The 24,193-nt window shown below is 60.8% G+C and carries 18 protein-coding genes and 1 riboswitch; of the genes, 7 read left to right on the forward strand and 11 right to left on the reverse strand.

Annotated elements, in window-relative coordinates:
• Window positions 1-22: 22 nt before the first annotated feature.
• The 7 genes from G5193_RS01545 to G5193_RS01575 all read right to left on the reverse strand — a co-directional run bounded on the left by G5193_RS01545 (window position 23) and on the right by G5193_RS01575 (window position 9,866).
• Window positions 23-1,447: an NAD(P)/FAD-dependent oxidoreductase gene (locus tag G5193_RS01545; protein WP_270656758.1), complete on the reverse strand. Its 1,425-nt coding sequence runs from the start codon at window positions 1,445-1,447 to the stop codon at window positions 23-25.
• A gap of 102 nt (window positions 1,448-1,549) precedes the next feature.
• Window positions 1,550-2,389 (reverse strand): FTR1 family iron permease, encoded by an 840-nt coding sequence (locus tag G5193_RS01550; RefSeq protein WP_421204778.1) that lies wholly within the window; start codon window positions 2,387-2,389, stop codon window positions 1,550-1,552.
• The gene (locus G5193_RS01555) at window positions 2,389-5,379 is read right to left on the reverse strand and encodes a YncE family protein (protein ID WP_421204779.1); all 2,991 of its coding nucleotides are present in this window, start codon (window positions 5,377-5,379) and stop codon (window positions 2,389-2,391) included. Before G5193_RS01555 ends, G5193_RS01550 begins: the two co-directional genes overlap by 1 nt.
• Before the next feature lie 4 nt (window positions 5,380-5,383).
• Entirely contained in the window at window positions 5,384-5,833 is a 450-nt protein-coding gene (locus G5193_RS01560) for a hypothetical protein (protein ID WP_421204780.1), read from the reverse strand.
• A gap of 310 nt (window positions 5,834-6,143) precedes the next feature.
• Window positions 6,144-6,620, reverse strand: a complete 477-nt coding sequence (locus tag G5193_RS01565; RefSeq protein WP_216953818.1) for a DUF2919 domain-containing protein — start codon at window positions 6,618-6,620, stop codon at window positions 6,144-6,146.
• Between the two features lie 150 nt (window positions 6,621-6,770).
• Window positions 6,771-7,718 carry a magnesium/cobalt transporter CorA gene (gene corA / locus G5193_RS01570; RefSeq protein ID WP_266133904.1) on the reverse strand — a complete coding sequence of 316 codons (948 nt, stop codon included), beginning with the start codon at window positions 7,716-7,718 and terminating at the stop codon, window positions 6,771-6,773.
• A 504-nt stretch (window positions 7,719-8,222) separates the two neighbouring features.
• On the reverse strand, window positions 8,223-9,866 hold the full coding sequence (locus tag G5193_RS01575) for an electron transfer flavoprotein-ubiquinone oxidoreductase (RefSeq protein WP_421204781.1): 1,644 nt from the start codon (window positions 9,864-9,866) through the stop codon (window positions 8,223-8,225).
• Between the two features lie 169 nt (window positions 9,867-10,035).
• On the opposite strand from G5193_RS01575, the gene G5193_RS01580 reads away from it, so the two are divergent.
• The 5 genes from G5193_RS01580 to aroG all read left to right on the forward strand — a co-directional run bounded on the left by G5193_RS01580 (window position 10,036) and on the right by aroG (window position 15,812).
• A complete protein-coding gene (locus G5193_RS01580) occupies window positions 10,036-10,788 on the forward strand; it encodes an electron transfer flavoprotein subunit beta/FixA family protein (protein ID WP_421204782.1) in 753 nt (250 codons plus the stop codon).
• Window positions 10,785-11,711: an electron transfer flavoprotein subunit alpha/FixB family protein gene (locus tag G5193_RS01585; protein ID WP_421204783.1), complete on the forward strand. Its 927-nt coding sequence runs from the start codon at window positions 10,785-10,787 to the stop codon at window positions 11,709-11,711. The genes G5193_RS01580 and G5193_RS01585 overlap by 4 nt, the downstream gene beginning before the upstream one ends.
• A gap of 225 nt (window positions 11,712-11,936) precedes the next feature.
• Window positions 11,937-13,025, forward strand: a complete 1,089-nt coding sequence (gene serC / locus G5193_RS01590) for a 3-phosphoserine/phosphohydroxythreonine transaminase (RefSeq protein WP_120414429.1) — start codon at window positions 11,937-11,939, stop codon at window positions 13,023-13,025.
• A gap of 227 nt (window positions 13,026-13,252) precedes the next feature.
• Window positions 13,253-14,536 (forward strand): 3-phosphoshikimate 1-carboxyvinyltransferase, encoded by a 1,284-nt coding sequence (gene aroA, locus G5193_RS01595; RefSeq protein WP_005351267.1) that lies wholly within the window; start codon window positions 13,253-13,255, stop codon window positions 14,534-14,536.
• Between the two features lie 220 nt (window positions 14,537-14,756).
• The gene (aroG, locus tag G5193_RS01600) at window positions 14,757-15,812 is read left to right on the forward strand and encodes a 3-deoxy-7-phosphoheptulonate synthase AroG (protein ID WP_144713523.1); all 1,056 of its coding nucleotides are present in this window, start codon (window positions 14,757-14,759) and stop codon (window positions 15,810-15,812) included.
• Window positions 15,813-15,904: 92 nt separating this feature from the next.
• On the opposite strand, the gene G5193_RS01605 is transcribed toward aroG, so the two are convergent.
• Window positions 15,905-18,160: an LTA synthase family protein gene (locus G5193_RS01605; protein ID WP_421204784.1), complete on the reverse strand. Its 2,256-nt coding sequence runs from the start codon at window positions 18,158-18,160 to the stop codon at window positions 15,905-15,907.
• 255 nt (window positions 18,161-18,415) lie between these two features.
• Between G5193_RS01605 and G5193_RS01610 the strand changes: the two genes are divergently transcribed.
• Complete coding sequence (locus tag G5193_RS01610) at window positions 18,416-19,501, forward strand: hypothetical protein (protein ID WP_266133911.1); 1,086 nt, start codon at window positions 18,416-18,418, stop codon at window positions 19,499-19,501.
• An 82-nt stretch (window positions 19,502-19,583) separates the two neighbouring features.
• On the opposite strand, the gene lysC is transcribed toward G5193_RS01610, so the two are convergent.
• Together lysC and argA are read right to left on the reverse strand one after the other, a co-directional pair.
• Window positions 19,584-20,936, reverse strand: a complete 1,353-nt coding sequence (lysC, locus tag G5193_RS01615) for a lysine-sensitive aspartokinase 3 (RefSeq protein ID WP_216953808.1) — start codon at window positions 20,934-20,936, stop codon at window positions 19,584-19,586.
• Between the two features lie 90 nt (window positions 20,937-21,026).
• Window positions 21,027-21,250: riboswitch (Lysine riboswitch) on the reverse strand.
• Window positions 21,251-21,357: 107 nt separating this feature from the next.
• A complete protein-coding gene (argA, locus tag G5193_RS01620; RefSeq protein WP_005345063.1) occupies window positions 21,358-22,686 on the reverse strand; it encodes an amino-acid N-acetyltransferase in 1,329 nt (442 codons plus the stop codon).
• Between the two features lie 268 nt (window positions 22,687-22,954).
• Between argA and msrA the strand changes: the two genes are divergently transcribed.
• Window positions 22,955-23,587, forward strand: coding sequence for a peptide-methionine (S)-S-oxide reductase MsrA (gene msrA, locus G5193_RS01625; RefSeq protein WP_421204785.1), 633 nt, complete (start codon window positions 22,955-22,957; stop codon window positions 23,585-23,587).
• Window positions 23,588-23,848: 261 nt separating this feature from the next.
• On the opposite strand, the gene G5193_RS01630 is transcribed toward msrA, so the two are convergent.
• Window positions 23,849-24,184 (reverse strand): DUF3802 family protein, encoded by a 336-nt coding sequence (locus G5193_RS01630; RefSeq protein WP_411240392.1) that lies wholly within the window; start codon window positions 24,182-24,184, stop codon window positions 23,849-23,851.
• Window positions 24,185-24,193 lie beyond the last annotated feature (9 nt).

Consider the following 24,193-nt stretch of genomic DNA (forward strand, 5'->3'; position numbering starts at 1 on the left):
ACTTATGCCAATGGCGCGGCACTCAGGCCACGCTCTGGGTTTCGATCACGGTATTTTCGTTGCGATGGTTAAAGATGGCGTGACGTCTGTCCACCCCGTCGATCACCATGTCGGCGGCCATCATACCCATCTCCATGGCGGTGTCGGTGAAGATGTAGCGGAATGTCCCCTGACGGCCGGTCATGATGAGGTTTGTGATGGGCATCAGCGCCTTGATGGCTTCGTTGCGGCGCGCCTGATAGCCGAGATCCATCAGCGGATAGGCGTATTCGCTACGCGCTTCAAAAGTTTCATCGCCAAGCTTGGCGGTATCGACGCCGAGGCTCGCGAGATCAGCGGTAACCCGACCGCGCAGATCAGAGAGCGGCGCCTGCCAGGTGGCATCCCCCGGATTGCAGGGGATCTCCAGCATCACCGAGGTCTGGCCCTGGGGCGCCATAAAGGGGCTGCGGCGGCGCGGCTCCTGCAGGCGGGTGGCCAGAATATGGGGGTCGGAGAGGTACTGCCAGGTGTTGTCCGACAGGTTCTCCTGTTTCAACGGCATATTGACGAAGCGAAGCGACCGGTAGTGCAGATCGCACGGTAAGCCCAGATGCTGGCAGGTGAGCGGCAGCGGCAGGGTGGAGATCACCTGATCAAAGCGCTCGCTCTGCTCAATGTCATCTTGTTTCCAATACACCCGCTCGATGCGGTCATCAGCCTGCTCAAGGCGGGTGATGGTTGCGCCGGTTTTGAGCTCAACGCCCTCTGCCACCAGCCGCTCCCCCAGAGTGGTGAAGATCTGGCCGAAGCCATATTTGGGGTAGCGGTATTTGCGGGCATAGGTGCGCACCGAGATACTGCCGTTGCGTCTTGGCAGCAGGCGGCGCGCCACGTCTTTCAAATCGATGAGGCTGATGCGCTGACCGGCCCAGTCGGCGGAGAGCTTGTCCGGGTTGATACCCCACAGCTTGCCGGTGTAGCCCTCGAAGAACTGGCGATAGAGGGTGCGGCCGAAGTGACTCTGGATCCACTCGGCAAAGCTCGCCTTGGCAAAATCATCCGGCTTCTTGCTAAAGGGCAACAGCAGCAAGTCTTTTACCGCCCCGGCCATCAGGGCGAGCGGCGCCGTCTTGAGCAGGTTGGGCAGGTTCAATGGGTAGTCATAGGTGCGCCCGCCAAAGCGGATAACGCTCTTGCGCTCGGCGTGGAGCAGGTCGTCCCCCATCAGCTCGTCGATAAAGGCGAGCAGCTCGGGGTTCTTGGTGATAAAGCGGTGCCCGCCGTAGTCGAAGCGATACTCGCCGTCGCGCCCCTTGAAGGTCTGGGTGGCGCACATGCCGCCGACCACCGGCTCCTGCTCGAACAGGGTGACTGCAAAACCGGCGCAGCGCAGGCGCCAGGCCGCCATCAAACCGGCGGGGCCAGCGCCCAGCACTGCAATGCTTTTCTTGTTGTTATCGCTCATGACCTATTCCAAAACTACTTGATAGATCAGGAAACCGCGCCAAGGCGCGGCCCCCGAATAGTGTTGTTACCCCGTGGCCTTGTTGCCACAGGGCGTGTTGGCTCAGCCCTTGCCAGTCGCGGCACTTACCTGCGGGTGATAGCTGCGCTGCCAGAGGGTAACGAAGATCGCCAGATAGAGGGCCCAGGTCAGCAGCTGCAAGCCAGCGGGTGAGGCATTGTAGCCAAACAGGGCGCGCAGGAAGGTGCCAAATACCCCCTGATCGTCGAGAATGTGGCTGATGTCGAACACCGGCGTGGTCCAGAAGGTGATGATATCTGCCGCCTGCAGCATGTTGACGGCAGACGACAGCAGACCCGCGGCGATGATGATGATAAGCAGGCCAGTCCAGCGGAAGAAGGGAGCCAGCGCCACCTTGCGGGTGGAGCGCAGCAGCCCCCACACCAGCGCGATGGAGACCAGCAGCCCCGCCAGCGCGCCCATCAGGCCAGATTGCAGATCGACCCCTTGCCCGGAGTAGAGCAGGGCGGAGAAGAAGAGCACGGTTTCAAACCCCTCGCGCATCACAGCAAGGAAGGCGAGCAGCACCAGACCAAACAGGTTGCCGCCATCGATGGCCGCATCGATGCGCGCTGTCATGGCTCCCACCTGGGATTTGGCCTGTTTTTGCATCCAGATCGCCATATAGGTGAGCACCAGAGTGGCGAAGATGAGGATCCCCGCCATCAAGAGGTGGTTGTAACGCTCGCTCTCGAACTGGCTCACCACCACCTGGAACAGGAAGGCGACGATCAGGGAAGCGACAAGGCCAAGCCCGACACCCAGATAGATGAACTTGTTGTAGCGACTCGCCCCCAGCTTGGCGAGGTAGGAGAGGCAGATGCCGACCAGCAGGAAGGCTTCCAGCCCCTCGCGCAGGGTAATGAGAAAACTTGCAAACATCAGGATTGAGGCTCCGTAGCGGGCGTGACGGGGAGAGGCTGCAATGTAAGTTGCAACCGATTTAGCTGCACTATGGGTGGCTCCGGTAAGCTCGGCTCGGCGGCGCGCACCGCATCATTGACCCACTTGGGGTAGGTGCGGAAATTGAGTTTGATATCGGCCTTGAAGGGCCCTTGGGCTTTTGCGGGCAGCGGCCAGACTTCATCCCGCCAGCCATCGGCCGGAATGCGGGTATCTTCCAGCAGTTTGGCGTAGCGCCAGAACTTGAGCCCCACCGGCTTGCCCTCGGCATCGCCGAACACTTTTCTGAACAGTCGCGCATCTTCTGGGACCGCACCATCCACCGGCTGGCCGCTGGCAAGCACCACCTTGCCAGCGGCGTCGGTGACGGTCAGCTCCAGCCAGAGTTCACGGAAATCGGCCACTCCGGTGGGCAGGGCATGGCCTGCGCCGGTATTGGCGACCCGCACCACCAGATGCTGACTATCGGCAGCCTGTTCGATACGGGCCGAAAGGGTAGCGCTGGAGCGCAAGAGCGCCAGACTCTCCTGCTCAAGGTCGGGATTGCGCAGCCCCACCAGCTGGTGCTGGGCACCGGTAAAGTTGTGGCGATAGAGCCGCGCCTTCATGGTGCCGTTTTCGGTGGATTGGCCCGCGACCGGCGCACCGCCGTTACCCGGCTCCGGGTTCATATGGCAGTCGATGCAGGTGCGCCGCTTGGCGGGCTCCTCCGCGTTTGCGAAGCTGGATTTTTCCCACTCGTCCCAGGTGTTGACGATATTGGCGCCGGTGCCCGGGGCAAACTCGTTGTGGCACGACTTGCACAGAGCCGCATCGCGGTAGAAATCCTTCTGATAGGAGGCTTTGTGGGCCGCCGGACGGGCGTTGATCTGCCGCTCGGCCAGCCAGTGCTTGAGGCTGCCGCCCGGGGCATCCTCGAACACATAGCTCTCGCGGTCTTTCAAATTCACGGTAAAGGCGCTGTTGCCGCCCGCATCTTCCACCTTGGTGATGCGATGACAGAGCACGCAGCCGGTCCCTTCCTCAACCACAGGTTCGCCCGCCTTGTGGGCGGCAATCAGCGAGGCGCCGCCCTGCTCGAACATATGGGAGCCCTTGGGCAGATCCAGCTGGCCTGTCATCACCTGCTGGGGCATATGGCAGCCCTGACACCATTGACCGAACGCTTCCCCTTCGGTTTCGCGGGCCAATGCCTGCACCACCTTGTAGTAGGGGTGGGAGTTGCCCATCAGCCGGTGGTTGCTCTCGCTCCAATCCTTGAAGGCCTGTTGGTGGCAGTTCTGGCAGGAGGCGGAGTTGAGCCACGCCTTCGGATGAGTGGTTGGCGCCTTGGCGGGATCCGTGCGTGGAGCATCGAGTCGCAGCCAGTTGGCGAGATAGGGGAGGTTGTCATCGGCGGTGACGAAGGCGTGCAAGTCCTCCATCATCGCTTTCACTTCCGGTTGGGGCCTCGCGGGGTCAACCGCCTCGGCCCCATCGCGGATGTCATGGCCCATGCCGCCTTGGGTCTGCTGGGTCATGCGCAGGTATTCGCCGATAAAGTCCCCGGCCACCATATTGGCAAGGTTGGCGTGGCCGTTGATGGCGTTGTCGCTGCTCTTCTGGCGATGGGCCGCCATCAGATAGCGGTTGGTGAAGTTGAACCCGTCCAGATGGCAGGAGTTGCAGCTCATCCAGTTGTCCCCCGCCATGGGGAAGCGGCTATTAGCCGCAGTGTTGCCCAAGTTGAACAGCCGCTCGCCGCGCTGAAGCGACTTGGGGCGGGGATCCATCTCCACCAGCTTGGCGAAGTGGGGCGCATCAACCGTGACCCGGGCAAACGGGCCGCTGCCGCCGCTATTGAGGCGGGTGAGATCCTGCCCCATGGCGTTGTGCACCAGAATATGGTCACCGTCGATCAGCAGGTCCCGCGGATTCTGGCCCGGCAGGTGACGCAAGAGCTGGGTTGCTTTGGCGCCCCCCTGAAATTTCTTGCGGCGGTGGCGGTTGTTGTTGGATTTGCCGCTGCGCGACAGGTCGAACACCAGCAGATCTTCCGAGCCGGCCAGGGTCAGGTAGACCCGCTTGCCGTCGGCGGCGAAGCGCGCAGCAAACGGGTTGGAGACGATCTGGCTGCGATTGCCGACGCTTGGTAGGTTGATCTGCAAAAAGAGCTGCTTTCTTTCATCGACCCGCTCTTTCTCCTCATCGAGATCGATGATGGAGACGGCCGGAAAGACGGTGCTCTGAAACTGGAAGGGGTGATCGAAGCTCCACAGCACGTGGGGCAACCAGGCCTCGCTGCCATCAGGGGAGAGGGCGATGCCGTCGAGCAGGCGTGGCAACCCTTGCGAGTCGCTCGGCGTATCGCTGTGGGTCTCGGCCAGGGTGATGAGCCTGGGCTTGGGAAGCGAAGCTCCCTTGGCGCCATGGCCAAGTTTGGCGAGATCATAGATGGCGAGCTGGCCGGTCATGGCGTGGGTCAGCAGCAGGCGATCATCGTCGGTCAATGCCAGCCCGCGGGGTGTCTCGGCGGTTTCTGCATCCAGCTTGAGGTTGCCCGCGGTGTCGTAGGCTTGCAGGCGAGCGGATTCGAACAGCGTGACCCAGAACCACTGCCGTTTGGCATCGAAGATGACCCCATAGGGTCTATGGCCGGTGGGGATCGCCTTTTCCAGATCGAGATCATCATCCAGCAGCAACAGGCGATCACCGCTGTAGTCGGTGACCAGCAGGGTGGCGTCATCGGCGCGGGCAAGCTGGCGTAGATCGCCCCCCAGCTGCACCTCTTTGAGCCGCTTGCCGCTATCGCGCTCAAGCAGGGTGACGGAACCTGCGCTCAGGTTGGCGGTGACGAGGCGCGGGCTTTGCCCCTCCTCATAGGCGATCATCCCTGAACTCATCTGCTGGGCAAACGCGAAAGGGCTGGCCAGCAGCAGGACGAGTGTCAACAGGGGTGACAAACATGCACAAAGAGATGACTTCAACATGGGATCAGGAGCGCCATTTCAAGATGGTCCAGCGCCAGGCGTGGCGCAGCACCAGAGGAGTTAACGCCAATGCGCTCAGCCAGTGGGCCCAGCTGGCGAGGTTGCCCGTGGCATCGCCCGGAGTGCCGTGCAGCACCAGCAGCAGGCCGCTGGCCAGACAGATCAGCAGCAGGGCTTCAATAATCCGCCCCGTGGCGCGTAAAAAGGGTTTGTTGCTGCGGTTCAACAAGCTGCGATGGGAGAGCCAGAAGGCGCCAAACAGCAGCGGGAACAGGGTGAGCGAGAGCATCACATGGAAAAACAGATTCCAGCGTGCCAGCGACCAGAGCGGGGTCAGCGGTTCCCACAGCAGCAGGCCGGAGAAGAACATCAGATAGAGGGTGCCCTCGGCGGCCTGATGGTGGTAGGCCAGCCACTGCCAGAATTGTCGGGGTGAGAGAGAAAGGCTTGTCATAAAGGCTCCAGCACCCGGGCGGGGCCGCCCGGGGGGAGCAAGTTTATAACGCAGTAAGAGTAATGAAAAGTGTTATCAATTCCATTGATAATGAATCAAGCCTGAATGAACGGGGTGACCGAACACGGCTATTGATAATCCCTTATCCGCTTGGCCGCCACCTATGGGGCGAGAGTGCGGGCGCAGCCGTTCCTCGACAACGGGGCCGCTTGCGGCTCGGGGTTATGATCGCGCGTCTGGCTTGTTGTGGGTGTTCAGCTCACCAAGAGGCTTTTTATATTTATTTCAATTGATTGCAGCTAAAGCTTGGCTAGATGTTCGACTCCTGATGAGGATCATCAGCAGCATATTCCCGTAGCTGGCGACTGCGCAGCAGATACCAGAGTGACCAGAGGCTGGCGACCAGCACCAGTGCGGTGGGCCAGCTGAATGACCACTTCTGCAGATTGAGGCTGTGCAACTGCATCAGCAGGCCGCTGACGGCAGAGCAGAGCAGCAGCAGCGGGCTGTGGCGCCGGAGTCTGGCGCGAATGCTCTGGGTCTGCTGATAGGTGCCCCCGCAGGCGAGCAACGCCAGCATGGCGGGTACGTCGGTCAGCAGGCTGATGTAGAGGGTGATTTTGTCCGGATAAAAGAGGGTCAGGATCTCGCTGCCGCTCTCGCGGGTGACGCCGGCCATCAGAAACAGCCAGACCGAGCGGGTCAGCAACAGGGCGATGGGCCAGAACCAGAGGGGAGGGCGCAACTGGCCGTGATCGTCATATCGATGTTCGGGGTAGAGGGTCATGGTTGCCCGATATCCATTCATAGAGTGCAAGTGATGCAAGGGATATGGGGCGAAGGCGAGCCCTTTGCAAGGCGCGGGAGAGAGCGGGAATTAATCGGGGGGCCATGCCCCCCAATCCGCGAAAAGTTGTCTTGTGCCGAGCGGCTGGCGTTACAGCCACCCCTTGCGCTTGAAGAAGAGCCCGGTGCCCAGCGATGACATCACCATCAGCACCAGCGAGAGGGGATAGCCATACTCCCAGGCGAGCTCAGGCATGCGGCCAAAGTTCATGCCATAAATACTGGCGATCAGGGTCGGCGGCAGGAAGATCACGGCGGCAACCGAGAAGATCTTGATCACCTTGTTCTGCTCCAGATTGGTCACCCCCATGGAGGCCTCCAGCTGGAAGTTGATCTTGTCGAACAGGAACTGGGTGTGAGGCAGTAGTGACTCCACGTCGTGCAGCATCTCGTCGATCCACTTGTTCTGCTCCAGGCTCATGCGCTGGCGCAGGCTGCGTTTGAGGAAACGCAGGGCGCGGCGGGTATCGTGCAGGGAGAGACGGATCTGGCCGTTGGCCTCTTCCTGTGCCAACAGCTCCTTGAGCATAGGGTTGATCTGATCCGGCTCGAAGATCTGATCGGCGGTGTTTTCCAACGTCTTGTAACCATCTTCGATAAGATCGGAGAGGTACTCCACCTTGAGGTTTTGTACCTCCAGCAGGATATCGAGGGCATCCTCCACCTCCAGCCGATCCTGGCGCATATAGTGGCGCAGCAGGCGCACCAGCCCGATGTCATCTTCACGAATGCTGATCAGCAGGTTGTTGCGCAGGGTAAAAGAGACGTGGACACCCTTGGTGTCACGACCGATCCGTTGGGGAAACAGGGAGTGAATGTGCAGACCATCGGTATCCCAGTAAAAACGGGCGGATGCTTCGATGTCGTCGAGCTCTTCCTTGTCGGGAACCTCTTCCAGGAACAGGCCCGTCAACCATTCTCGCTCTGCCGTGTCCGGCTTGTAGGCATCCAGCCAGACCGTGTTGTCAGGTACTATGTCGTCAGGCCCGAGCGTGACTATGTCCAGCACCTTGTTATTGAGAATGTAGGCGGTGATCATCTGTCCCCCCTTAAAAAGTCATGGGTAATCAGGGATGGTTGCACAGGTCATGCGGCCTTAGATCGCTGCAGAAGGCGATCCCGTGGATAAGCAGATCGGGCCGATGGAAAACCTGAATGCGGCGAACTATACAGGGGTGGGCCCCGCTTGTCAGGGGCTATTCATCAGGGATTCAGCCTGTTTGTTCAAAAAAACAGCGAGGTCGGATCACCTGAGCGGCTATGCGGGGTAGAACCCAGCCTTTGGCTGGGGGAGGGCTAGCTGGGGCTGCTTGTTGCCGCTGCCCCGCTTCATCACATATTCGGATAATTGGGCCCGGAGCCCCCCTGTGGCGGCGTCCAGACGATGTTTTGGGACTGAGTATCTTTGATGTCACCGCATCTTGGCATCGCCGTTCGATCACATATTCGGATAGTTGGGCCCGGAGCCCCCTGTGGTGGTGTCCAGACGATGTTTTGGGACTGGGTATCTTTGATGTCACCGCATCTTGGCATCGCCATTCCATCACATATTCGGATAATTGGGCCCGGAGCCCCCCTGTGGCGGCGTCCAGATAATGTTTTGACTGGGGTCCTTGATATCGCAGGTTTTGCAGTGGATGCAGTTGGCGGCGTTGATCTGCAGTTTGGCCGCGCCTTCCATTTCCAGCACTTCAAATACCCCGGCCGGGCAGTAGCGTTGGGCAGGTTCGGCCCAGGTGGGCAGATTGACCTCGACCGGAATGCGCTCGTCCTGCAGCTTGAGGTGGCAAGGTTGATCCTCGTCGTGACTGGTGTTGGCCAGATACACAGACGAGAGCTTGTCAAAGCTCAGCTTGCCATCGGGTTTGGGATAATGGATGGGCTCGCAGCGGCTGGCCACGCGCAGCTGACGGTAGTCGTGAGCCTTATCGAGCAGCCTGAAGGGCGAGTTTGCGCCAAACAGCCGTTGCTCCAGCCAGTTGAAGGCACCGCCCAACCAGGGACCATAGCGGTGAAGCGCCGCGCCGAAGTTGCGCGCCGCCTTGAGCTCGCGGGCCAGCCAGCTCTGGTGCAGCTCGTCACCATACTGGGCCAGATCCCGGCCCCCTTCATCGCACCCCCGCAGCGCCATCGCGACGGTTTTTGCCGCCAGCATCCCCGATTTCATTGCGGTGTGGATCCCCTTGATGCGGGAAAAGTCGAGGGTGCCCGCATCACAACCGATCAGCAGTCCACCCGGGAAGTGCATGCGGGGCAGGGCGTGCCAGCCCCCCTTGGTGATGGCGCGGGCGCCGTAACTGATGCGCTCACTCCCTTGCAACACGTCGGCGATAAGCGGGTGATGCTTGAGGCGCTGGAATTCGTCGAACGGGCTGAGCCAGGGATTCTGGTAGTTGAGATCGACAATCAGCCCGACTGCCACCTGATCCCCCTCCATGTGATAGAGATAGAAGCCACCGTGGCTATTGCCGCCCCCCTGCTTGCCAAGGGGCCAGCCACTACCGTGCAGCACCTGTCCCGTTTTGCCTTGCCCTGCAGGCAGTTGCCACAGCTCCTTGAAGCCGATGGCATAGTGCTGGGGCTGGGCAGGGCTTGCCAGGTTGAAGTCGGCGATCAGCTGCTTGCCGAGATGACCGCGGGCACCCTCGGCAAAGAGGGTGTAGCGGCCGAGCAGCGCCATGCCGGGCACATGATCAGCTTTTGGATTGCCCGCGCGATCCAGCCCCAGATCGCCGGTGATGACCCCCTTGACCCGGCCCGCGTCCATGATAAGTTCGCTGGCGGTAAATCCCGGGTATATTTCGACTCCCAGTTTTTCCGCCTGTTGGCCAAGCCAGCGGCAGAGATTGCCCAGACTGACCACATGGCAACCCTCATTGTGCATCCGGGGTGGCACCGCCCAAGCGGGGAGTTGCAGGGAGCGTTGCTCGCTTTGCAGCAGATGAACCTGATCGTCGCTGACCGGCACGCCGAGCGGCGCTTGCTGCCAGCCATCCGGCAGCAGCTCTTGCAAGGCGACGGGATCAAACAGGGCGCCGGAGAGCAGATGGGCGCCAATTTCGGCCCCCTTCTCCAGCAGACAGACAGAGAGAGTGGCATCCTGCTGTTTCAGGGCGATGGCTGCACTGAGCCCCGCCGGACCGCCGCCGACGATGACGACATCAAATTCCATTGCTTCCCGTTCCATCTTGCCTCTGCGCTCTGGTTGGCCTAGGGTAATGCTGGTAGTTTACGTAAACGTAAAGCAGTTGTAAGCAAAACTGAGCAAGAAAAAGCAAAAAATCAGGGAAGAGCGTACTGCAACAAACGCAGAGGCACACTAATGAATTCAATCCAAAGAGACGAGGCATGACCCCATGAAGCTGCTGGTCGCAATCAAACGGGTAGTCGACTACAACGTCAAGATCCGGGTGAAGGGAGACGGCTCCGACGTGGAGCTCGCCAATGTGAAGATGGGGATCAACCCCTTTTGTGAAATTGCGGTGGAGGAGGGGGTCAGGCTGCGGGAAGCCGGGGTTGCCAGCGAGCTGGTGGTGGTGACCTTTGGCCCTGACGCTGCCGCCGAGCAACTGCGCCATGGGCTGGCGCTGGGGGCGGATCGGGCGCTGCATTATGTCACCGATGAGACGCTCGCCCCGCTGACTGTCGCCCGCGCCTTGCACAAGGTGTGTGAGCAGGAACAGCCAGATCTGGTGCTGCTCGGCAAGCAATCCATCGATTCAGACAACAATCAGGTGGCCCAGATGCTGGCTGCCCTCAATGATTGGCCGCTGGCGACCTGCGCGTCAGCCCTCAAGGTGGAAGCGGGAGAACTGCTGGTGACCCGCGAAATCGACGGTGGCCTCGAGACCCTGGGCATGCCGTTGCCTGCGGTGGTAAGCGCCGATCTGCGTTTGAATGAACCGCGTTTTGCCTCGCTGCCGAACATCATGAAGGCCAAGCGCAAGCCGCTTGATAGCGCTCCGTTCTCGACACTCGCCGTTGAGGCGGCCAACCAGACCCGTTTGCTCGGGGTGATGGCGCCGCCAGCCCGCAGCGCCGGGATCAAGGTGGGCTCGGTGGACGAGCTGGTGGACAAACTCAAACACGAAGCGAAGGTGCTGCCATGAGCGTGCTGATCATTGCCGAACATCATCAGGGCCATCTGGCCGACAACGTGGCACAACTGGTCACCGCCGCCGGAGCCATCGGCGGTCAGGTTGACCTGCTGTTGCTGGGTCAGGGGCTGACCGAGGCGGGTGAACAGGCGGCAGCCCTCAGCGGCGTCGACAAGGTGTTGCTTGCCGAACATCCCCTGCTGGCCGACGGGCTGCTGGATGGGGTGGACAAGCTGCTGGCCAGCTGGTGCGAAGGTTACAGCCACTGCCTGATGGCGGCGAGTGCCATGGGCAAGGCGCTGCTGCCACAAGTAGCGGCTCGGCTCGGGGTGGAGATGCTCTCCGAGGTGACGGCTATCGAGAGTAGCGACACCTTCCTGCGCCCCATCTATGCAGGCAATGCCATCGCCAGAGTGGCAAGCTCGGCACCCGTCAAGGTGATGACAGTGCGGGCCACCGCGTTTGCCAAGGCGGCGACAGGCGGGCAGGCTCCCATCGAGCACTTGGCCGTGCCCGAATTCGCTGGTCGTACCCGGCTGGTCGAGCGCCGCGCGGTGCGCTCCAGCAGGCCCGAACTGACCGCCGCTCGGGTGGTGGTCTCCGGTGGCCGAGCCCTTGGTTCCAAGGCGGAATTTGCCCTGATTGAGGCGCTGGCCGACAAGCTGGGCGGTGCTGTGGGGGCATCGCGGGCCGCCGTTGATGCAGGATATGTCGCCAACGATCTGCAGGTGGGTCAGACCGGCAAGGTGGTGGCGCCCGAGCTCTATATCGCGGTCGGCATTTCGGGGGCCATCCAGCATCTGGCGGGGATGAAGGAGTCGAAGGTGATCGTGGCCATCAACAAGGACAGCGATGCCCCCATCTTTCAGGTGGCGGACTACGGGCTGGTGGGGGATCTCTTCACCCTGCTGCCGGAGCTCACCGCCAAACTGTAAATTTGTCAGAAATGGCTGAGCTGTGGTCGTTTATGCGCTCTGCCCGCCATTTCTGTGCATGTTCCCTGCAAGCCCTGACCCGTTCAGGGCTTTTTCTACTGCAAGTGGGAGGCAGAGTGACGGTAAAAGGTTGAGCCAGCGCCCAAAAAGCCTTTGATCCGCTGGCTGCTCTTGTGTAAAACCTGACAAGTCATCGATTACTCTCATCCACTCACGGAAAGCGTCATGAGCAAACAGATTTACAACTTCTGCGCCGGCCCCGCCATGCTGCCGGTTGAAGTCATGGAGCGCGCCCAGCGCGAATTTTGTAATTTTCAGGGGCTGGGAGCCTCGGTCATGGAGCTTTCCCATCGCGGCAAGCCCTACATGGCGGTTGCCGAGAAGGCCGAAGCGGATCTGCGCGAGCTGCTGGCGGTGCCGGACAACTACAAGGTGCTCTTCATGCATGGTGGCGGCCGCGGTCAGTTCTCCGCCGTGCCCATGAACCTGCTGGGCGGCGCCAACAAGAAGGCGGACTTCCTGCTGACCGGCGTCTGGTCCCAGAGCGCGGTGGATGAAGCCAAAAAGTATGGCGATATCCAGACCTTCCAGGGGGTTGCCAAGAACGAGCAGGGGATCTCTCACCTGCTGCCGACCCCGGCGTTTCGCGCCGATGCGGCTTATGTTCACTACTGCCCGAACGAAACCATTGATGGCATCGAGATGTTCGACATCCCGGCCACCGGCGAGGTGCCGCTGGTAGCAGATCTCTCCTCCACCATTCTCTCCCGTCCTCTCGACGTGAGCCGCTTTGGCATCATCTATGCCGGTGCACAGAAAAATATCGGGCCGTCCGGGCTCGCCATCGCCATCGTGCGCGATGATCTGCTGGATCAGGCCAGAGCCGATGTCCCCTCGATTTTCGACTACAAACTCACTGCCAAGAACGACTCCATGTTCAACACGCCGCCCACCTACGCCTGGTATCTGGCCGGTCTGGTGTTCGAGTGGCTGAAAGAACAGGGTGGCCTCGAGGCGATGGAAGCGCGTAACAAGGAGAAGGCCGACTTCCTCTATGACTATCTCGATCAGTCGAGCTTCTACGGCAATCAGGTGGATGTCAGCTGCCGTTCGCGCATGAACATCCCGTTCCAGCTGAAAAATGCCGAGCTGGACAAGCAGTTCCTTGCCGAATCGGAAGCCGCTGGCCTGCTGGCCCTCAAAGGACACCGCATTGTTGGTGGCATGCGCGCCAGCATCTACAACGCCATGCCGCTGGAGGGGGTGAAGGCCCTGGTGAGCTTTATGGATGGCTTTGCCAAGCGCAACGGCTGAGAACAGTGCCCCTATGTGTTTGCTGGTGGCCTCTCGTGACAACCCGTGAGCCGCTTCCAGCTATTGCAGTGATTCAAGACGCCGGGGATACCCCGGCGTCTTTTTTTCAACAGAACCAGCGCGCTGGCGTTTGCCGTGTGATTTCCGCTGAAAGTGCCCTTGCCGAGCGGGACGCAGGCTGTTAACGTCCGGACAGGCGTTTATTTTTGAGATAGCACAGGAAGTCTATGAATTCGTTGCGTTTGGAACCCATTTCTCGTGTGGCCGGAGAGGTCAATCTGCCCGGCTCCAAGAGTGTCTCTAACCGTGCGCTGCTGCTGGCGGCGCTGGCTCGTGGCACCACCCGTCTGACCAACCTGCTCGACAGCGATGACATTCGTCATATGCTGGCTGCGCTGACCCAGCTCGGGGTCAAGTACAAGCTCTCCGCCGACAAGACCGAGTGTACCGTGCAGGGTCTGGGCCGCAGCTTTGCGGTAAAAGAGCCGGTCAATCTGTTCCTTGGCAACGCCGGTACCGCCATGCGACCGCTCTGCGCCGCGCTGTGCTTGGGCTCCGGTGAATATACTCTGGGCGGCGAGCCGCGCATGGAAGAGCGTCCCATCGGCCATCTGGTGGATGCCCTGCGTGAAGCGGGTGCCCATATCCAGTACCTGAAACACGATGGTTATCCGCCGCTGGTGGTGGATGCCAAGGGGCTGTGGGGCGGCGATGTGCACGTCGATGGCTCCGTCTCCAGCCAGTTCCTGACCGCGTTTTTGATGGCGGCGCCGATGGCGGCCGGTGATACCCGGATCCACATCAAGGGGGAGCTGGTCTCCAAGCCTTACATCGACATCACTCTGCACATCATGAAGCAGTTCGGGGTGGTCATCGAGCACGACAACTACAAGCTGTTCTACATCAAGGGCAACCAGACCTACATCAGCCCGGGTGACTTTCTGGTGGAAGGAGATGCCTCCAGCGCCTCCTACTTCCTCGCGGCGGGTGCCATCAAGGGCAAGGTACGGGTCACCGGTATCGGCAAGCACAGCATTCAGGGTGATATTCACTTTGCCGATGTGCTGGAGAAGATGGGCGCGCGCATCACCTGGGGTGATGATTTCATCGAGGCGGAGCAGGCGCCGCTGCACGGAGTGGATATGGATATGAACCATATTCCCGATGCGGCCATGACCATCGCGGTTGCCGCGCTGTTTGCCGAGGGGCCGACCTCCATTCGCAATATCTACAACTGGCGGGTGAAGGAGACCGATCGTCTGCACGCCATGGCGACCGAGCTGCGCAAGCTGGGCGTCGAAGTGGAGGAGGGGCATGACTTTATCACCGTGACCCCGCCGACCCAGCTCAAGCATGCCGAGATCGATACCTACAACGATCACCGTATCGCCATGTGCTTCTCGCTGGTGGCGCTGTCGGATACCCCGGTCACCATCAATGATCCCAAGTGCACCTCGAAGACCTTCCCGGATTACTTCGACAAGCTGGCCAGTATCAGCCAGCGTGGCTGATCACTGACAAACCCGTCATCACCGACGCTTCGGGCCCGCGCTGAGCGGGCCTTTTTGCCTTCCTCACCAGCATCGTCATTTCTCCTAGCATCATTTCAATAACTTGCAAGATTGCCATATAAAATAGTTTTGTGATTGCTGTAATTTCCTATTTACACATGCCCTGTCGCGGGCTATGTTGAGATTTCCTAATCGCAGTCATCTAGCAGGAAGCCTTGTCATGCAGCATCAAACCGACGACGTTCGTATCAGTGAAATCAAAGAGTTATTACCTCCGGTTGCGGTGCTTGAGAAGTTTCCGGCTACCGAGGTGGCCTCGTCCACCGTTTTTGAATCCCGTCAGGCCATTCACAATATCCTGGCTGGCGAAGATGATCGTCTGCTGGTGGTGATTGGTCCTTGCTCCATCCATGATCCGGTTGCCGCGCTGGAGTACGGCAAGCGCCTCAAGGCGTTGCGCGACGAGCTGAAAGGTCAGCTGGAGATCGTGATGCGGGTCTACTTCGAAAAACCGCGCACCACAGTGGGCTGGAAGGGGCTGATCAACGATCCGTACCTCGATAACAGCTGCAAGATCAACGACGGTCTGCGCATTGGTCGCAAGCTGTTGCTGGATCTCAACGACATGGGGCTGCCGACTGCCTCCGAGTTCCTTGACATGATCACCCCGCAATATGTGGCGGATCTGATGAGCTGGGGCGCGATCGGTGCCCGTACTACCGAATCCCAGGTACACCGCGAGCTGGCCTCCGGTCTCTCCTGTCCGGTGGGCTTCAAGAACGGCACTGACGGCACCATCAAGGTTGCCATCGATGCCATCGGTGCCGCCAGTGCGCCGCACCACTTCCTGTCGGTCACCAAATACGGTCACTCCGCCATCGTGGCGACCCGCGGCAACCCGGACTGTCACATCATTCTGCGTGGTGGTCGTGAGCCGAACTACAGCGCCGCCCACGTGGACGAGGTGGTGAAGGGGCTGGAGAAGGCCGGTCTGCCCCAGAAGGTGATGATCGACTTTAGTCATGCCAACAGCAGCAAGCAGTTCAAGAACCAGATGCTGGTGGCCGAGGATGTGGCCGGCCAACTGCGTGCCGGCAGCAAGGCGGTGTTTGGTGTAATGGTGGAGAGCCATCTGGTGGAAGGCCGTCAGGATCTGGTGGAAGGGTGTGAACTCACCGTCGGCCAGAGCATCACCGATGCCTGCATCGGTTGGGCCGATACCGAAGTGCTGCTGCGCAACCTGGCGGATGCCGTTGCAACCCGTAACGCCCGCTAAAGACCGGATTTCGCAGTCGCAGTGACAAAGAGAAAGTGATAACCAGAGGCCGCTATTGCGGCCTCATCTATTCGTGTTGCGGGGCTTAAGGCTCAGGGCAGGGCATCGGGCCGGAAGCTGGCGCGGATCTGCGGCACCAGGCTTGATGGGTCGAACCCTTTCTCCTCGCCCAGCACCGGATGGAGCAGGGGCTTCTCTTCGATGGGGGTGATATCCCCCGCCAGCAGCTGGCGGGTGGCCTGACCCATCTGGTAGAGCTGGCGCACCGGCGCAAACTGGGTCGCCAGATTGAGGGGATCATCGGCGCGGGTGAAGGCCATCATGGGGATCTGGTAGGTGGCATCGCGTGCCGGCTTGTCACCGTGAATCCCCTTGCCGGCGGACATCAAAAACGGCTGGTGATCGCCAAAGGCCACCACCAGATAGTGCTTGTCCGACTGGTCGAGGGTCTTGAGCAGCCGCTCCAGCGAGGCCATGGCATCCACCACCCCGGTGTAGTAGGTGTTGAGCAGCTGGGTGTCACTCTCGCTCTGGTTCGGGCAGGCGCCGCTGCGCTCCTGCCCCTGATAGCGGGGGCCATCGAAGGGGCCGTGCCCCTGCATGGTGACCGCATAGGCAAACAGCGGTTTGTCATCCTGTTCGCTGCGCTTGAGCAGGTGGTCGATCAGCGCATCATCGGAGATATAGAGTCCCTTGTGCTCAAGGGTGGTGAAGCGTGTGTCGAACCAGCGCTCCTCATAGCCGAGCGCCGGGATCGCCTTGGCGCGGCCCCAGAATTTTTCCACATAAGGGTGGGCGAACAGGGTCTGGTAGCCGCTCTGTCTGGCGCTCTGGGCCAGCCCCGGCACCTGCTGCGAGAGGTAGTAGTAGGGCACCACCCCTTGCTTGAGCAAGCCCACCGGCAGGCCGGTGTTCATCTCGAACTCCGCCAGCACCGTCATGCCGCCGGTGGTGGGGGAGTGGATGGTTTTTTGCCACTGCTGCACGCTGGCGGGCAGGGAGAGGGTGGGAGCCGGGGCGCAGATCCGCCCCTTCCAGTCGAGCCAGAGCGACTCATATTGCAGTACGATCACCAGATCCCAGCGCGGCGCTATGCCCTGGGGCGGATAGCTCAGCTGCGGGGCCAGCTCGTTGATCTGCAAGGGGTAGCGAAACACGCTGCCGCTTTGCAGCATCTCGTCCACCAGATTGAACAGATAGAGGCCAGGACCTGAGCGGATGATGTCCCTGTGGTAGTTGACCGCACGGTCCACGTAGCGAATGTTGGCCCCCAGCAGCTTGTTGCCGGTCTGGGTGGCAAAGACGCACAGGGCAAAGAAGGCGACGGTGGCGGCGGCTGTGCGCAACACCCAGCGCGACAGGGCAAAGCGCCAGCAGAGAAACAGTGCCAGCAACACGGTGAAGATGGGCAGGATGGGGTGCTGGTCGAGCAGGATCCGCAGCAGCGCCAGCAGGTTGCCAAAATCGTCCCCGCCGAGCGGCACGCCGTAGATGGCGATCTTCATAAAGTTGGCCAGCAGCCCTATGCCTGACAGCGCGGTAAAGACCAGCCCCATATAGAGGTTGAAGCCCGCCAGCGCGCAGAGGCTCCAGCCCAGCACCATGCTGCCCCAGGCGAGATAGTAGTGCTCCGGGCGAAAGCCTGACCAGAGCAGAAACTCCCCCAGCTTGAACACCACGAAGCCGTGCAGCAGCACGAAGGTGAGGTTGCCGAGCAGCAGGCTGCCGATGATCCGCCAGCGCAGGCTGCGGCGCAGCTTTGGCAGCACCGTTTTGAGCACGGCGGCGCTCAGGGCCAGCACCAGGGTCAGGCTCACCACCAGATAGGTGAGGTTGAAGCCCTGCTCCGGCAGGGTTTGCAGGATCTGGCTGAAGTCGCCGCTCTCGGGGCGATCTTTGAGCAGCAGACCGATGCGCAGCTGATAACGGCTGGCCAGCGCATCGTCCGGGGCCCGCAGGGTACTGTTGAGATCCAGCGAGCAGCGGTTATTGCGGCACACCTGACGCTTATCCACCGCTTGACTCAGCTGGTCAATCCGCTCCCCCTTGTCGTTGAGCAGCTCCACTCGCACCTTGTCCCCTGCTTGCAGCGGCCCCCGCAACAGCCACTGGCTGCGCACCACCAGATAGAGGCCGCGGCTGTCGCTTTTATAGAGCAGGGCGTGGCGGGTGAGGGTGGCCAGCGGATTGTCGGCGGGGCCCAGCACCAGCGGCTGGGCACGGCCCAGCCAGCTGCCGGGATTGATCAGCGGTAATAACAGAGTCAGCAGCAGCAATCCGCCCAGCAGGGCCAGTAGCCCAGAGGGCAGACTCAGGGCACGGGGGCGGCCTGAGGAGGGGCGATTCATATAAGCTCATCCTTTGAGCGAGTAAGGGAGAGATCGTTCATCCGTATAGAGTTTGACCCGATGGTGCGGGCCTTGTTTCAGCTTGTCAATTTAATGACCACTTAATGAATATTTGGTTACAGCTCAACCTTGCAAATTGTGATCCCGATCGAGGGGTTGTTCGGAATATGTGATGAAAGCGTCATCATGGGGTTTTGCCACTGGCTTGGGAGGGAGCTGCTGTTTAGTCTCTCGATAGCGACTGGAGGTACATGTATGAATCCCAAAGTGATGGCACGTCAGGCCAGATTGCTGCGCATGCTGGAGAGCAAGGAAGAGATCCGGATCGGACGCGAGCGCGACTGCCCGCTGCCGCTGGCCCAACTGGTCAAGCTGAAGGATACTCATCCCGCAGTGGTCAAGGTCTATCGCCACGGTCTCACCGCCGAGGTGTTTCACCTCAAGGTGGAGGGGCATCACTGGTGCCTCAAGCGGCGACGTCAGGATTCACTGGTGGCCAACCTCGATGGCAAGACCGCCTTTCTGACCGAGCTGGAGCGGCGGCGTGAAATCGAGGCGCTGCGCGAGCTGCATCCCACCGTCCTCTCCCACGTGGTTTGCACCAGTTTCGGCTCGGCGCGGGCCGGGGTACTGGTCTCCCCCTGGTTGCGGGGTGTGCCGGTCCATCAGCTCAACGAACGCAATCTGGCCCAGATGCTGGAGGTGCAGGGTGAGCTGGCCCGCTGGGGCTGGTTTGACTGGGACCCGAGTCCGGGCAACCTGCTCGATGATGGCGAGCAGATCTGCGTGTTCGACTTTGGCTATATGTGGACCTTCGATCCCCGCTTTGAATACAACTCCAACGGTCTGGTCGATCCGCAGTTCCATGTACCGGAGCGGCTGGAGACCCGCACCCTCTCTGGACTCTGGCTCGATGAGGCCGATCCTCTGCCGCAATTTCGCTACTGGCGTGAACTCTGCCTCAAGTGGGTCAAACGGGAGATCCACCACCTGATCCGCGAAGGGGCCAGCGCGCCCGTGCTGGCCCGCCTGCACGCCCTGCAGGGGGAGTGGAGCGCCGCGCTGGTGAGCGACGAGGCGCTGGTTGCCAACTGGTGGCGGGACATGTATCGCAGCCACCGGCTCGATGTGGCCGATGATCTGAGCGGCCAGAGCTGCGGCCCGCTCACCCTGCGTCGCCTCGACTGGCTGATGCAGGCGGTGACGGATCACTATTCGCTGCTGGTGGACAATCTCTCGCCTCAGGAGACGGAGCTGGGCCAGACCGGGCTGCTGGCCCGCTTACAGCAGCTGCGCCGGGAAGCCGTCGCCTGTCAGTTGCCAGCCACCAGCCTTGCCTGAGCCAATACCTTTGCGGAGTACAAATGAACAGGGCGCCGTGTTGGCGCCCTGTTGCATGGCCGGAATTGCCTCGCGGTGAGGGTCAGTCCAGCAACTCCTGATGGAGGCGGTTGACGATATTGCCCGCCTCGCTCTCCTTGACCAGGAAGCAGAGGTTGTGGGCGCTGGCGCCGTAGCAGATCATCCGGATGTTGTGCTCGCGCAGGGCGTCAAAGACCTGACTGCCCACCCCGTTCACTTCGCTCATCCGGTTGCCGATGAGCGCCACCAGTGCCAGACCGGTTTCCACCTCCACCTTGCAGAGCTGGCCCAGCTCGGCCAGTACCTTGTCGCTCAGGATCGGTTCGCCGTTACTCTGGCTGCCGGTGTGATCCAGCGTCAGTGACACGCTCACCTCCGATGTGGTGATGAGATCGACCGAGATGCGGTGACGGGCCAGAATGCCGAACACTTCGGCCAGAAAGCCGTAGGCGTGGAACATGTTGAGGCTGTGCAGGGTCACCAGCACCTGCTGGCGGCGCAGGGCGATGGCGCGAAACAGCGGGCTTGAATCTGTGCTGGCGCGGATCCAGGTACCACCGGCGGCAGGATCCTTGGCGGAGCCGACAAACACCGGAATGTTCTGGCGCACCGCCGGTTGCAGGGTGGCGGGGTGCAGCACCTTGGCGCCGAAAGTGGCCATCTCGGCTGCTTCGACAAAGCTGATTTCAGGAATGGGGCGGGCGCGGGTGACGAGGCGCGGATCCGTGGTGTAGATGCCGGGCACATCGGTCCAAATCTCGATACTGGCGGCATCGAGCGCTTCGGCGAGCAGGGCCGCACTGTAGTCAGAGCCGCCGCGCCCCAGCGTGGTGGTGCGGCCATCGCCATCGGCACCGATAAAGCCCTGGGTGATGATGAGGCTGTCGCCAAGCTGCGGGCCCAGCGTCTGCTGGCAGAGGGTACGGGTGGTGGCCAGATCGACGGTGGCCTTGCCAAAGCGGCTGTCGGTGCGCATCAGCTGGCGCACATCCTGCCAGTGGGCCTTGACGCCGCGCTGGCGCAGCAGCTCGGTAAAGAGGCGGGTAGACATCAGCTCGCCGCAGGCAATGAGGCGATCGGCCAGCTCCGCATCGGTATGCTGGTGAGCTTGCTGGGCCATGAGGCGAATTTCGTCCAGCTGGCCATGAATGAGGGCGCTCACATCAACGGGGTTGCCGAGATCTGCCAGAATGGCCTGCTGGATCCCGGCCAGTTTGGCCAGCTGCTCGTCGCGGCCCGCTTCGTCCAGCTCCCCTTGTGCCAGGGCGACCAGCAGGTTGGTGACACCGGCGCTGGCGCTCAGTACCACCACCCGGGTGGCGGGATTGGCCAGCACGATATCGGCGCAGTGATTCATGGCCGGGAAGTTGGCGACACTGGTTCCGCCAAACTTGGCGACATTGATCGGGCTCATTGCTTACTCCTGTCTTATTTTAAGATTCCGGTTCCATCGGGCAAAAAAGAGAGGAGGAGGCTGAAAATGGCAGGAATGAACGAAACTATCCCGGCCAGAAGCACTCCACCTGCAGAGCCCATCCCGTACCGCCCCTGACAGGGCGCGGTGGGGGATGATCACTACCGATGACAACCCGGGGGATTCAGCCCCCGCAGCCGACGTTGAGGTCACCAGTCTCCTCACTCGTCTCGGCGCTGCTCCCCCTGACCCAAGTTCACCGGACGCTGGCGTCCTCCCTTGGGCTGCCTGGGCAGCGCTCCTCTTCTGGCTCCACCAGGGCGGTGGAGTGCATTTAGAAATACCCTGCGTTGGATTGCACTGTCAATCGAGTTTGTGAAAAAGTTCAAATTGTCAGCTAACTCAACACAGAATCAATGGCTTAGGCAATGGTCTTTGACAAAACCTTGGAACGGCGCTGCCAGTTGTAGAGACGCTGGCGCGCCACCGGCAGATCTTCCACTTCCAGCGGATCGAAGCCCCGCTCCCGGAACCAGTGGATGGAGCGGGTGGTGAGCACGAACAGGCGGCGAATGCCGAGCCGTTTGGCCCGCTCGGCCACCTTGGCCACCAGCTGATCCCCCCGGTTTGAGTTGCGATAGTCGGGGTGGATGGCGACGCAGGCCATCTCCGCCATCGCCTCTTCCATAAAGCAGTAGAGTGCCGCGCAGCCGATGATGAGGCCATCGCGCTCGATGATGGTGAACTTGTCGATCTCCATCTCCAGCTGCTCGCGGGAGCGGCGCACCAGAATGCCTTCCTCCTCCAGCGGGCGGATCAAATCAAGAATGCCGCCGATATCCTCGATGGTAGCGGCGCGGGCCTGCTCGGCACTTTCCCGCACGATCTGGGTGCCGAGGCCGTCGCGACTGAACAGCTCCTGCAGCATGGCGCCATCATCCTGATAGCTCACCAGATGGGAGCGGGGCACGCCGCCACGGCAAGAGGCAATGGCCGCGCGCAGATAGCGGGCGGTGCCGGACATCTCTTCGCCCGCCTGCTCCAGCTCCACCAGCAGCTCTTCGGCCTGTTCGGGGAAGAGCTCTGAGATGGCTTCGCCGCGTCTGTCCATTACCCCCTGGGTGCTGCTAAAGCAGATGAGCTTGTCCGCCTTGAGGTCGACCGCCACCCGGCGGGCCACCTCTTCCGAGCTCAGGTTAAAGCTCTCGCCGGTGACCGAGCAGCCGATGGGGGAGATCAGCACCAGACTCTTCTGATCGAGCTGGCGGGTGATCCCCTCCACGTCGATGCGGCGCACCCGGCCGCTGTGGCAAAAGTCGATGCCATCATCCACACCCAGCGGCTGGGCGGTGACGAAGTTGCCGCTCACCACGCTGATCCGCGCTCCCTGCATGGGGGTGTTGGCGAGCCCCATGGAGAGCTGGGCGGTTATGTCGTATTGCAGGCCGCCACACACCTGTTTGATGATGGTGAAACTCTCGTCATCGGTGACCCGGATCCGCTTGTGATACTGGGCCTCGATACCGGCGCGGGCCAGCGCTTCATCGTTTTGCGGACGTGAACCAAACACCAGCACCAGGCGTATGCCCAGTGTCTGCAGCAGGGCGATATCGCTGACGATATTGGCGAAGTTGGGGTGGCAGATGGCTTCTCCCCCCATCATCAGCACAAAGGTGGCACCCCGATGCACATTGACATAGGGGGTGGATTGCCGGAAGGCATTGACCAGACTGGGTTCGCGTTCACGCACTTGATATTTCTTCCATAAAAAAACAGCGATTGGCTCAATATATGAAAATTAATTCACAAATCAAGACTAAATATTGATTTTGGCCGTTTCTGGTCTACGAGGGGCGGGTTGGCCGTGCGGATCGGGAAAGGGTGACGGACGGTGCAGACGGCCGCCGGGGCGAGCGGGGAGGGGCCCGCCGGTTGATCCGGCGCGATAAACTGCTATCTTCGATGCTCCTTTTCGTCAGCTGTGTGATTTCACAGGGTTTTATACAAGGACAGAATTCATGGAACAGATTATTTCACCGGCAGATGCCCTGCCGGGACGACGCGAAGCGATGGTGATTGGTCAGCAGCATGCGGTGAATGGCAACCCGACTCAGGGTCCCTGGCCCGAGAACATGGAGATCGCCTGGTTTGGCATGGGTTGCTTCTGGGGCGTGGAGCGCCTGTTCTGGCAGCAGCCGGGCGTCTACTCCACCGCGGCCGGATATCAGGGCGGCGTGACCCAGAATCCCACCTACAAAGAGGTGTGCAGCGGCCTGACCGGTCATGCCGAGACGGTGCAGGTGGTGTTTGATCCGGCAATGATCAGCTACGGCGATCTGCTCAGACTGTTCTGGGAGCAGCACGATCCGGCGCAGGGGATGCGTCAGGGCGGGGACATTGGCACCCAGTACCGCTCGGTGATCTTCTATGGCGACGAGAGTCAGCAGATCATTGCCCAGCAGAGCATGGCGGCCTATCAGCAGGCGATGGCGGCAAGCGGCGACAGCCGTGCCATTACCACCCGCATTCTGCCGCTGGCGCCCTTCTACTACGCCGAGGATTACCATCAGCAATATCTGGAGAAAAACCCGGATGGTTACTGCGGATTGGGTGGCATTGGAGTCTGTTTGCCGCCAAGCCTGAACCGCTGAACAGGTTTGTAGTCGATTTCTTAATAAAAGTGAAAATAAATGGTCGGAGGAGGGAACTTATTGCGACCAGTCGGGACTAACTAGGTAGCGTCCAGGGATCGGATGCAAAGTCCAGACACATTTCTTGCCTTGATAACCGCCTGATGAATGAACGCACTGGCGGGTTGAAAATGATAGCAAGCAGGGCTGCCCACCAAGGCGGCCCTTTTCCTTATCTGCTGTTCTGAAATTTTGCGTTGGGCGGGAAAACCGGACGGCAGATCAGCCGATGGCGCTGTCGAACAGGTTCTTGATGAGATCGATAAACTCGATGAGGAAGGTTTTCTGTTCAGGGGTCGGGGCGCGCAGCCAGACGGCAGAGAGCACCTCTTCCAGATCGGCGACCACGGCGTCGGCCTCCTGCATGATGGCGAAACGCACCTTGGGATCGAGCTGGGGGTTTTGCTCGCAAATGGCCATCAGGTTGCTGGCAACTCGGCCACTGACCAGATCTTCGATGGTATCTTCACCATCGTTCTGCTGCTGGGATTCAAACAATCCCAAACTCTCCACCAGATACTCGATCAGCGAGATATAGCCTTCACTTTCTACCACCATGGTTGCTGC

The sequence above is a fragment of the Aeromonas sp. 601027 genome (assembly GCF_049174455.1).
Taxonomy (GTDB): domain Bacteria; phylum Pseudomonadota; class Gammaproteobacteria; order Enterobacterales; family Aeromonadaceae; genus Aeromonas; species Aeromonas veronii_A.